10 protein-coding genes are annotated in these 10,856 nt (G+C 65.1%); all 10 read right to left on the reverse strand.

What is annotated here, in order from left to right:
* Positions 1–37: 37 nt before the first annotated feature.
* Entirely contained in the window at positions 38–931 is an 894-nt protein-coding gene (locus tag IDH44_RS21005) for an ABC transporter permease (RefSeq protein WP_190920783.1), read from the reverse strand.
* Positions 918–1,889, reverse strand: a complete 972-nt coding sequence (locus IDH44_RS21010; protein WP_190920784.1) for an ABC transporter permease — start codon at positions 1,887–1,889, stop codon at positions 918–920. The genes IDH44_RS21005 and IDH44_RS21010 overlap by 14 nt, the downstream gene beginning before the upstream one ends.
* Before the next feature lie 7 nt (positions 1,890–1,896).
* Positions 1,897–3,516 (reverse strand): ABC transporter substrate-binding protein, encoded by a 1,620-nt coding sequence (locus IDH44_RS21015; protein ID WP_190920785.1) that lies wholly within the window; start codon positions 3,514–3,516, stop codon positions 1,897–1,899.
* 80 nt (positions 3,517–3,596) lie between these two features.
* Positions 3,597–4,487 carry a class I SAM-dependent methyltransferase gene (locus IDH44_RS21020; protein WP_190920786.1) on the reverse strand — a complete coding sequence of 297 codons (891 nt, stop codon included), beginning with the start codon at positions 4,485–4,487 and terminating at the stop codon, positions 3,597–3,599.
* Complete coding sequence (locus tag IDH44_RS21025; protein WP_190920787.1) at positions 4,484–5,323, reverse strand: Rossmann-like domain-containing protein; 840 nt, start codon at positions 5,321–5,323, stop codon at positions 4,484–4,486. The genes IDH44_RS21020 and IDH44_RS21025 overlap by 4 nt, the downstream gene beginning before the upstream one ends.
* Positions 5,320–6,579 (reverse strand): ATP-grasp domain-containing protein, encoded by a 1,260-nt coding sequence (locus IDH44_RS21030; RefSeq protein ID WP_190920788.1) that lies wholly within the window; start codon positions 6,577–6,579, stop codon positions 5,320–5,322. The genes IDH44_RS21025 and IDH44_RS21030 overlap by 4 nt, the downstream gene beginning before the upstream one ends.
* 527 nt (positions 6,580–7,106) lie before the next feature.
* Positions 7,107–7,409, reverse strand: a complete 303-nt coding sequence (locus IDH44_RS21035) for a hypothetical protein (RefSeq protein ID WP_190920789.1) — start codon at positions 7,407–7,409, stop codon at positions 7,107–7,109.
* A 207-nt stretch (positions 7,410–7,616) separates the two neighbouring features.
* On the reverse strand, positions 7,617–8,990 hold the full coding sequence (locus tag IDH44_RS21040; protein ID WP_190920790.1) for an extracellular solute-binding protein: 1,374 nt from the start codon (positions 8,988–8,990) through the stop codon (positions 7,617–7,619).
* Between the two features lie 75 nt (positions 8,991–9,065).
* Positions 9,066–9,917 (reverse strand): carbohydrate ABC transporter permease, encoded by an 852-nt coding sequence (locus IDH44_RS21045; RefSeq protein WP_223869895.1) that lies wholly within the window; start codon positions 9,915–9,917, stop codon positions 9,066–9,068.
* Positions 9,914–10,856: carbohydrate ABC transporter permease (locus IDH44_RS21050; protein WP_317890229.1), on the reverse strand; the 943-nt coding region annotated here is incomplete at its 5' end. The genes IDH44_RS21045 and IDH44_RS21050, both read right to left, overlap by 4 nt.

The following is a 10,856-nucleotide window of genomic DNA, read 5'->3' on the forward strand; positions in this document are numbered from 1 at the left end:
TGCGTCAGCCGAGCTGCCGTCTCCCGCCGCTGTATCTTCACTGCCAGCCCGGCTGCTCGTACGGATCGAGCCGGTCGCGCAGCCCCTCGCCGATCAGATTGAACGCCAGCACAGTCAGCACGATGAACAGCGCCGGCCCGGCCAGGATGTGCGGCGCCTGCAGCATGTGCGCGCGGCCGTCGGCGAGCATGCTGCCCCACTCCGGCGCGGGCGGCTGGGCGCCCAGTCCGAGGAACGACAGCGCCGCGATCGACAGGATCAGGCTGCCCAGCTCGAATGTCGCCAGGATCAGCACCGGACCGAGGGCGCGCGGCAGCAGCTCCTTGACCAGCAGCGCGATGCGCGAGGCCCCCAGCACGCGCGCCGCCGCATAGGACGTCTCCTGCCGGGCCTGCAGCGCGACGCTGCGAGCCAGTCTGGCGAACGCCACCCACCACACCGCGACGACCGCCAGCAGCAGGTGCAGCAGACTCGTCCCGAGCAGCGCCGCCACGACCAGCGCCAGCACCATGAACGGGAACGACATCAGCACGTCGATGATCCGCATGAGCAGCGCGTCGATCCAGGTGCCGTGCATCATCCCGGCTCCTAGTCCGATCAGCAGACCGATGCCCAGCGCCCCGCCGAGTGCGGCGGCCGACGCGATCAGCGTATATTGCCCGCCATGCAGCGTGCGCGCCAGCACATCCCGTCCGAAGCGATCGGTGCCCAGCGGATGCTCGAGGCCGGGCGGCTGCAGCCGCTCGGCGATGCGCTGCTCCAGCGGATCGTATGGCGTGATGAATGATGCGCCGAAGATCAGCAGCGCGAGCAGTCCCAGCAGGATGCAGCCGCCGATCAGGCCCGCGTGCCGCCCTGCTCGGATGCGAATTCGGCGCGGCGCCGCAGCGGGGCCGGCGAGCGGCCCGGTCGCGCCGTCAGACTGCGTCATGGCGTATCCTCCTCCCTTGCCTCCGGATGCGCGGATCCAGCAGCGCGTAGACCAGTTCGACCGCCAGATGCAAGCCGATCATGAGCGCGATCATGACGAGCGCATAGCCTTGAATGACCGGATAATCCTTGAGCATGATGCTGTCCAGGGCGTATTTGCCGACCCCTGGCCAGGCGAACAAACTTTCGATGACGACCGCGCCGCTGATCAGGGCGGCCAGCGACAGTGCGGCCACCGTCACGATCGAAGCCAGGCTGTTGCGCAGCGCGTGCAAGGCGAGCCGTCCGCGCCCGAGCCCGCGCGCCCGGGCCGCGACGATGTACACCTGACCGAATTCGCTCAACAGATTGGCCCGGACGACGCGGATCAGCTGCGGCGCGCCGATCAGGCCGAGCGTCGCGGCCGGCAGCCATAGTCTGGCGAGCGTGGCCGCGCTGCTGATCTCGTACATCCCCAGGCGCACGGCAAAGACGAGCAGCAGCCCGAGCCCGAGCACGAAGGCCGGCGTCGAAGCCAACACGACGCAGACGATGCGGATGAGCTGATCGCTCATCCCGCCCGCCCTGAGCGCCGACGCGATGCCGAGCCCGAGTCCCAGCGCGAGCTGAATCGCCAGTGCGGCCAGCGCCAGCGCTGCCGTCGCCGGCAGCCGCTCTGCCAGCTCGGCGCCGACCGAACGGCCGGTATGAATCGACTCGCCCAGATCGAGCCGCAGCAGCCGCTCCATCCAGCGTCCGTACTGCACCGCGACCGGGTCCTCCAGTCCGAGGCGCTCGCGCAGCTCCGCCGCTTGCCGCTCCTGCATCGCCGTATCTGTGACCCCGGCTTCGCCCGGGCGGCCCAGCAGGATCTGGACCGGGTCGCCAGGGGCGATGCGAATAAGCAGGAACAGCAGCAGTGTCGCGCACAGCAGCGTCGCGAGCGCCTCCAGCAGCCGCAGCAGCGTCGTCTTCAGCATGAGCCGCCTACCGGGCGGCCAGCGTCAGGCCGGCATGCACGATATGCTCGAACTGGCGGAAATGCGGCTCGAAGCCTTGCAGGGCGGTACTGACCGCCGTCAGCTGCGGACGGGGATACAGGCTGATGACCGGCGCCTGCTCGGCCACCCGCGTATTAATCTGAAGCGTCAGCTCGCGGCGCGACTGCTGATCGGCGGCCTCGGCCAGTTGGGCGAGCAGCGCGTTCGTCTCTTCGTCGTTGTAGCCGCCGTAGTTGCCGCTGCCTTCCGGCGCATATTGGCCTTGCAGCAGCGTCAATTCTTCGCCGAAGGTGCTCCACGCTTCAATGGAAGCATCCCAATCGCCGCTCTCGCGCGCCGTCTGGATCAGGCTGTAGTCGCCGTGCTGCACTTCCACCTGAACGCCGATCCGCCCCCACTGGCTTTGCAGCGCCTCGCCGAGCGCCTGGTCCTGTCCCCACGTCATGAGGCGCAGCTGCAGCGGCTCCCCGTCCTTGTAGCGGATGCCGTCTTCGCCGAGCATCCACCCCGCATCGTCGAGCAAGGCGCCTGCCTGATCCGGATCGTACGCGCTGTAGACCGCGTTTTTGGCTTCCGCAAACGCCGGATTGGAGCCAAGCCAGGTCGTGACCGGCGTGCTCTGGCCCTCGGCGGCGGCGATCACTAGCTCTTCGCGATCCACGCCCCAAGCGAGCGCCTGGCGCACCTGTACATCGGCGAGCTGCGGACGGCTCAGATTGAGATAGACGGTCTGCGTGTTGGCCGCCGGCTCCGCCGAGATCTCCACGTCCTCGCGGCTCTCGAACTGCGGCATGCTCGTCACCGGGATCTGGTAGACGACATGGCTGCGGCCGCTCAGCGCCGACAGCACCCGGGTCTGCTCGTCCGCGACCTCCTCGTAGACGATCCGCTCGATCGCAGGCGCAGCGCCCCAGTAATGCTCGTTGCGTGCGAGCTCCATGCTCTGCTTGGGCGTGAAGGCCGTCACCCTGTACATCCCGGTCAGGTCCATCGTCTCGACGCTGTCGTGCGCCTGACCGGCATTGTGGATGACCGTCTGATAATAGGACAGATTGAGCGGCACCGGCAGTTGCGCTCGGCTAGTCGTGACACGCAGCGTCGCAGCGTCCACCTTCTCCAGCGTGAGCTCGGCCAGGAAGGGCTGCGCCTGCGCGTCATTGGCCCTGGAGCGCTCCAGCGAGGCGATGACAGCGTCGGCATCGACGGCTGCGCCGCTCCAGAAGGTTGCCCCCGGCCGCAGCCGAATCTCCCAGGTCGTCGGATCGACCTGGGTGGCCTCCTCGGCCAGCTCCGGCACAGTCTCCCCGGCTGCATTGACTTTGAACAGCGCTTCGGCGGCGCCGATCTTGCGCAGATAGCTCGAGGTGAGCGGCTGCACGGGGTCCAGGCTGGCCGCGATATTCTGATCGACGACAATCAATTCCCCGCCGCCGCTTGCCGCGTCTTCTCCTTGCGCCTCGGCATCGTTCGCCGCACCGGCGTCAGCTTCGGCCTCTTGGTTGTCCGACCCGGCTGAATATTGCGCATTGCCCGCATTCCCGTTCGGCTCGTTATCGCTGGAAGCACACGCAGACAACGTAAAAATTACGACTAATAACAACAGCATAAAGCCTTTTCTCATCTTGTTCGCCAACCTTCTCATTATTTTCATTGTGCTAGTTGTCAAAATGGTCCGTCTTCTGCCGCTCAAATCGCCTCCGCCACCAGTTGCATGCGCCGTCCCGTCATCGCGCTGCCGAAGGTGATTCGCGCCTGCGGGTCGTAACGCTCGATATGCGGCGCCGGCGTATCGAACAGCGCCATGATCCGGAATCCGCTGCGCTCGACATGATAGGCCAGCTCCTGCGGGAACAGCAGCCGGTGCTGCAGATGCTCGCGAATCGGCTCGTCATCGCCGACCTGCCACGTATAGTCCCGCTCCAGCAGCTGCCGCTTCGGATCGATGGCGAAGCGCGTCCGCATCCGCACGAGCGTCTCCCCGCTCCGGCACTCGTCGGTCAGCTCCTCGGTCAACCAGCGCCTGCCTTCCTCGGTCAGGAAGAAGGCCGCGTTGCGCATGTCCAGGTAGAGCAGGCCGCCGGCGGCCAGATGCCGGCGGAAGCAGCCAAGTGCGGCTTCTACTTGTCCGTTGGAATAGTTGTAGAGGAAGGTGCTTCCGACGCAGTAGACGGCGTCGAACAATCGGGTGGCGCCCGCTTCGGGACGGCTTGCACCGCCGGAGGGCTCGCCGGGCTCCAGGCTGCTCGAACCGGAACGGATCTTCGCCCGATCGTCTGCGATCCGAAAGTCCGCTTGGCTGCCGTAGACATATTCCGGTCCCGGACTATGCTTGCGCGCCCAGGCCAGCATCGCCTCGGAGTTGTCCAGCCCGACCGCTTCGTAGCCCGCCTCGTGCAGATAGGCCGCCTCGCGGCCGAGGCCGCAGCCGATGTCGAGCACGCGGCCGCCAATGTTGTACTGCGTCAGCAAGGTATGTACGAAGCGCGCCATGCTCAGCTTGTCGCCGCCGAACGCGTCGTAGAGCGCCGGATTGTCGTGCAGGAAATTGTCCGTATCGGTGCGGTAGCTCATGCTCATGCGTCCGCCTCCTCGCCCGTCGCGTATACGTACAGCTCGGACGGCCCGCCGCTGAACTGCGTGAACGGGAACGGCTCCGCCACCAGTCCCGTCACGCCGTACCCGATCCACCGAGCCGCGAGCGCGCTCCCCGTCTGGGCATACACGGTGAGCGGGACGTCCCGCTCGCGGACCGCCTCTGCGATCCGGTCGAAGCTGCCGTTGGCCAGCGTCATGCCGGTGCAGATCACGTTGTCCGCCTGCCGCAGCACGACCTCCATGTCTCGCTCGACCGCGTCGCCGCGCAGTGTTCGCTCCAATTGCAGATCGCAGGGCAGACAGGTGCCGCCGCGCTGCACAATCGCCTCGACGAGCGGATTGACGACGCCGATCAGCGCGACGCGCTGCCCCGGCCGGATGCGGGCCGTCTCTGCGATCAGCGCATCGCGGGCCAGCGCCTTGTCCAGCGGCGTGCCGCCCGCAATCGTATGCGCCTCCGTGCAACGGCTCGCATGCGGATAGATGGCGCCCAAGTAGGCGTCGAGCGCCGCGGCCCGCACGGCGGGGTGGCTGTCCCGCAGCAATTCGCCCAGCATGTGCCCGGACAGTTGTCCGGCCTCGGTCATGTCCAGCTCGCCGGCGGCGTAGGCGGCTGCGCCGAAATAGCCGCCCACACGCAGCAGCACGTAATGATTGTGATACTTCACGCCTGACGAGGGGAATTCCGTCGTCTGATAGATCGACGAGGCGCCCGTCACCGGCACCTGTCCCGGATCGGGCCCCAGCTCGCCGCGCAGCACCGCCGCGCACACCGCGTCCACGGTCAGCCCGGCGCCGGCCCCGACTGCTCCACTCATACGGGCTCTCCCGCCCCGGCATAGCGCAGCTCGGCGCGTGCGAGCGCCTCCTCCGCGTAGCGCCGGGCCTGCGCCCCTTCGCGGTCCTCGGTCACGACATGACCGAGATAGCAGGCATTGTCGATCGGGGCGGCGACCTCGCGTCCCGCGCAATTCTCGAGCGTGTGGCGCACGACATGCGGGTCCCGCTCCAGCCGGTCGATCCCCGCGAGCTCGGCGATCTTGCCGCCCTGCGGCGGCACGAGGAACATCACCGCTGCACTGGCTGCGCCCGTCGGCTCTCCTTGCAGCTGCGGCCGCTCGCCGAGCGACAGGTCGACGAAGGCGCGCAGCAGGTCGACGCCGGTCACCCGCTCGATCAGCTCGACGATGTAGTTGCCGGGCGTGCGCGGATTGATCTCCACGATGCGCGGTCCATCGGCCGTCAGCTTCACCTCGGTGTGAGCGATGCCGTGGTCGAAGCCGACCGCGCGCAGTGCAGCCTGCACGTATTCGACGACCTCGGCTTCCTGTTCACGCGAGAGCGCGGCCGGGAACATGTGTCCATTCTCGATGAAGTACGGCGAACCGGTGATCGACTTGTCCGTCACGCCGATCACGGTCGTCTCGCCGTGATCGAACACGCATTCCACGCTCACTTCTTCCCCGACCATATAAGCCTCGAGCAGCACCGTCCGGTCGCGCGGCTGATCGCGGAAGTTGAGCGGGAACGCCTCCAGCGCCTCGTAAGCGCTGCGCAGTTGTTCAACGTCCTCGACCAGATTGACGAACGCGCTCGACGCCAGATCGACCGCCTTCATGACGAGCGGGTAGCCGATCTCCGCAGCTGCCTGCCGGGTCTCCTCCCAGCTGCCGGTGAGCCGGTAGGCCGGATTGGCGACACCCGCCGCCGTCAGCGCCTCGCGCATCCGATGCTTCTGACGAACGGTCGTCACATCGGTCGGGAACGGGCAAGGGAGTCCGAATGCCGCCGCCACCTGCTGCACCGTCTCGATGTAGTAATCGCAGACCGTGATCACGCCGTCGAAGCGCTTCGGACGCAGGAATTCGATCAATGCCGCGACATCGTTCGTCTCGGTGACCAGCACCTCCCGCGCCTCGGCCAGCACCGGATGCCGCTCCGTGCTGTGCGCGCTCTCGTAATGCCCGGTTTTACGCGTCACGAACGTAAACGTGTGCCCGAGCGACCTCAGCAGCGGCGGCAGCAGTCGGCCGCTCGCCCCTACCCAGCTTTCAATCATCAACAGATGTGCCATATGTACCCTCCGGATTTCATTTTTACAATAGTAATAATTACTATTAAAAACGAGCATACACCATCCTATTTTTGGTTGTCAACAAGTATTCCACTTTTTTTCGCCTCTCCCCCTCTCATCCGCACGCCCGCAGCCGCCATTTTGGCGCCTACACGCTCCATCCCCACCGTTCGCGCACCTCCAACCGCCATTTTGGCGTCTACACACTCCGCTCTACTCGTTCACGCTCCTGCAGCCGCCATTTTGGCGCCTACATGCTCCGCCCTACTCGTCCACGCTCCTGCAGCCGCCATTTTGGCGCCTACATGCTCCGCTCTACTCGTCCACGCTCCTGCAGCCGCCATTTTGGCGTCTACATGCTCCGCTCTACTCGTTCACGCTCCTGCAGCCGCCATTTTGGCGCCTACATGCTCCATCCCCACCGTTCGCGCACCTCCAACCGCCATTTTGGCGCCTACATGCTCCGCCCTACTCGTCCACGCTCCTGCAGCCGCCATTTTGGCGCCTACATGCTCCGCTCTACTCGTTCACGCTCCTGCAGCCGCCATTTTGGCGCCTACACGCTCCGCCCTACTCGTCCACGCTCCTGCAGCCGCCATTTTGGCGCCTACATGCTCCGCCCTACTCGTCCACGCTCCTGCAGCCGCCATTTTGGCGTCTACATGCTCCGCCCTACTCGTCCACGCTCCTGCAGCCGCCATTTTGGCGCCTACATGCTCCGCTCTACTCGTCCACGCTCCTGCAGCCGCCATTTTGGCGCCTACATGCTCCGCCCTACTCGCCCACGCTCCTGCAGCCGCCATTTTGGCGCCTACACGCTCCATCCCCACCGTTCGCGCACCTCCAACCGCCATTTTGGCACCTATACGCTCTGTTCCCCCCGAGCTGTAGCTCGTGATCGCCCCACGTGCACTCAGCGCATGATCCGCTGTCCCTCTATGCGAAAACGGCTGCGCCGTCATGAGATGGCGCAGCCGTTCCACATGGTTCCCTGATTCCAGAGGCTCACGGCACAAGTCGGCGCCCCTGGCTCTACCCTAGCTCCGCCCCAGGATCGCGTTGACTTCCTCGGCGAGCGCGTCGAGACTGGGCTGAATGTCGAGGTCGTCCAGCCAGATGTCGTTGAGCCGCGCGCCCATGACATCCTCGATCTCGTGGTACGCCCCGGTCGTCGGGCGCATCCGGCTGTGCTGCAGCTGATCCGAGGCGACCTGATAGCCGGGAAAGGCCGCGAACGTCTCCTGCATGAGCTGCGTGTCGAGCGAGGACAGCCGCGTTGGCAGATAGCCGGTATTGGCCGAGGCGTAGGCCGCCTGCTCCGTATCGGAGAGCCACTTCATGAATTCGAACGCCGCCGCCTGCTCGCGCTCGCTGCCGGTATTGGCGAGGTAGGTGTTCGATCCGCCGACCGGGACGCCGCGCGTGCCGGCCTCGCCGGTCGGGATCATCGAGACGCCGTACTCCACGCCGGCCTCGGCCGCCATGCCGGTGAACGGCTTGTAGCCGCCGATGTTGGAGAAGACGAGCGCCGTATCCGGGTTCGAGATCGTCGCGTAGAAGGCGTTCGAGTCGGCGAGTCCGAGTACCTTGATCAGTCCCTTGCCCTCCAGCTCCGCGATGAAGCGAACGAGCGCCGCCGCACCCTCGCTGTTGATGTTGGACTGCGTCTCGTCCTCGCTGAGCACCGCGGTCTCGGAGTAGGAGTGCAGCAGCGCCTCCATCACCCAGAAGTCGTAGTTGAACAGGTACATCGGCGGCGAGCCGGTGGCGTCATGCGCAGCTTGCAGATACGCCTCCAGCTCGGCAAACGTCGCCGGGCCCGCCGGATCGAGCCCGACCTGCTCCGCCAGCGTCTGATTGACGTACATGACCGGCACGCTGCGCATATGCGGGAAGGCGTACAGATCGCCGTCGATGCGCAGGTTGCCCAGATCGCCGATCTGGAAGTCCGTCGGATCGAAGTCCGTCGCCTCGATGAATGGCTCCAGGTTCAGAATAATGTCGCTTTCCGCGAAGCCGTGCGCCATCGCCACTTCGTCGATAAAGACGTTCGGCAGCGTGCCGGCGATCGCCGAGGCGTTGATTTTTTGCTGCATCTCCCAGTAGTCGCCCTGGTACTCTGCGTTGACATGGATGCCCAGCTCCGGCCCCTTGGATTCGTTGAACTGGTCCACCAGCGCCAGATTGACTTCCTCCGCAGCGGCAATCCAATAGGTGAGCTCGACCGTGTCGTCGCCCTTCTCGTAGGCGCTCACCGTGCGCTCCGCGCCGCCCTGCCCGCAGCCGCTGAGCACGGCCGACGCGACGAGCGCGCCCCCCAGCAGCCATGCGCTGCGCCGCTTCCACTGTGGTGCGATTCCAGTAGTTCCAGCAGTTCCAGCAGTTCCAGTAGTTCCAATAGTTCCAGTCATTCCAGCGATTCCATGTCCATTACGCTTCATCGTTTGTCCGCCTCCCATTTTCGTTTGCATGTCGTTGACGCCCCTTTATTTGACGCCCATATAGGTGAAGGCCTTCATGATCTGACGCCGCGCCAGCAGGAAGACGATCAGGATCGGCACGATCAGCGTCATATTGCCGGCCATCACGATATGCGGGCTCAGGCCCTCAAGATCCTGCAGCTTCTGCACCCCCAGCGGCAGCGTCCGTACGGCGTCGGTCGTCGTCCAGACGAGCGGGAAGAAGTAGCTGTTCCACGTGCCGATGAACGTCAGCAGCGCCAGCGTGGACAGCGTCGGCACCGCCGCCGGCAGCATGATCGTGTAGATGATCTTGAGCTCGCTCGCATTGTCCAGCCGCGCCGCCTCGAGCATCGAGTCCGGCACCTGCATGAACGTCTGGCGCAGCATGAAGATCGCCAGGCCGCTGGCGATGAACGGCACGATCAGCGAGAGATACGTGTTGAGCAGCCCCGAGCGGGCGAACATGACGAAGATCGGCAGGAAGATCAGCTGGCCCGGGATCATCATGGTCGCCAGTACGAGTCCGAACAGCGTGTTGCGCCCCTTGAAGCGGTAACGCGCGAAGCCGTAAGCCGCCGGGATGGCGACGAGCGCCTGGCCGACGAGCGTGCCGAGCGTGATCAGTACCGAATTGCCTGCATAATGCAGGAAGTCGATCCGGGTGTACGCGTCGACGAAGTTGTGCCACTGCGGCTCGCTGATCCAGAATTTGGGCGGCATCGCCATCACCTCGCCGAGCGTCTTGAACGCCGTCAGGATCATCCAGTAGAACGGCGTCAGGAACACCGCAATCAAGAGCAGCGAGACCGCCGCGCGCAGCGCAATGCGCAGGATGCGCAGCAGCATCTGCATCGCTTGTTCTCCCCCTTCCTTCATCGGTAATGCACCCGGCGGCTCAGCGCCTGGAAGTAAAAGAACGTGATCAGTCCGACGAGCGCCATCAGCACGACCGCGATCGCCGCCGCGTAGCCGACGCGGTAATACTCGAAGCCCTGCTTGTAGATGCTGAAGATCAGCGTATTGGTCGCATTCGACGGACCGCCCTGAGTCATGATGTTGATCGTCTCGAATACCTGGAACGAGCCGATAATATTCATCAGCACGAGGAAGAACAGCGTCGGCGAGATCATCGGCAGCGTAATCCGGAAAAAGACCGAGCGCCGGGATGCATGGTCCAGCGCCGCCGCCTCGTACAGGTGCCCGGGAATCGAGGCCAGCGCGGAGCACAGGATGAGCGCGTTGAAGCCGAGCGACTTCCACACCGAGACGAGCACCAGCGCGAACAGCGCCACATCCTTGTCCGTCAGCCAGCCGACCGGGCCCGCTCCGACCAGCGACAATACATAATTGAACAAGCCGGTATCGATGTTCATCAGCCACATCCAGATCAGCGACACGGACACGAGCGAGATGATGTTCGGCGTGAAGCTGAGCAGCTGGATGAGCCGGTTCATGAAGGTATTGCGCGAGAGAAAAAGCGCAAGCGGCAGCGCAAGAAGTATCACCAGACCGACGTCCATCACCATGTACAGCAGCGAATTGGCCAGCGTATGCAGGAAGTCCGCGCTCGCCAGCAGCTCTGCGTAATTGGCCAGGCCGACGAACCGCATCGCGCCGCGCATATTCCAGGAGAAGAAGCTCAGATAGATGTTGTAGACGATCGGATACAGGTAGAACACACTCAGGATCGTCACCGCCGGCAGCACCAGCAGATACGGCAGCAGCCTGGCCGGCAATTGCGCGCTCCGGCTCGCCTCCCTGCGCTGCCCGCCTGCCCGGGCGCCGCTTCGCGCTGCGCGGCGTGCCCCGCCGCCT

Source organism: Paenibacillus sabuli, from assembly GCF_014705605.1.
Lineage (GTDB): Bacteria > Bacillota > Bacilli > Paenibacillales > Paenibacillaceae > Paenibacillus_D > Paenibacillus_D sabuli.

Excerpts from the sequence above, each read along its gene's own strand:
- IDH44_RS21030 (WP_190920788.1), bottom strand. The coding sequence starts at position 6,579 with ATGGCACATCTGTTGATGATTGAAAGCTGGGTAGGGGCGAGCGGCCGA.
- IDH44_RS21045 (WP_223869895.1), bottom strand. The coding sequence starts at position 9,917 with ATGAAGGAAGGGGGAGAACAAGCGATGCAGATGCTGCTGCGCATCCTG.
- IDH44_RS21020 (WP_190920786.1), bottom strand. The coding sequence starts at position 4,487 with ATGAGCATGAGCTACCGCACCGATACGGACAATTTCCTGCACGACAAT.
- IDH44_RS21010 (WP_190920784.1), bottom strand. The coding sequence starts at position 1,889 with ATGCTGAAGACGACGCTGCTGCGGCTGCTGGAGGCGCTCGCGACGCTG.
- IDH44_RS21015 (WP_190920785.1), bottom strand. The coding sequence starts at position 3,516 with ATGCTGTTGTTATTAGTCGTAATTTTTACGTTGTCTGCGTGTGCTTCC.
- IDH44_RS21025 (WP_190920787.1), bottom strand. The coding sequence starts at position 5,323 with ATGAGTGGAGCAGTCGGGGCCGGCGCCGGGCTGACCGTGGACGCGGTG.
- IDH44_RS21040 (WP_190920790.1), bottom strand. The coding sequence starts at position 8,990 with ATGACTGGAACTATTGGAACTACTGGAACTGCTGGAACTGCTGGAACT.
- IDH44_RS21005 (WP_190920783.1), bottom strand. The coding sequence starts at position 931 with ATGACGCAGTCTGACGGCGCGACCGGGCCGCTCGCCGGCCCCGCTGCG.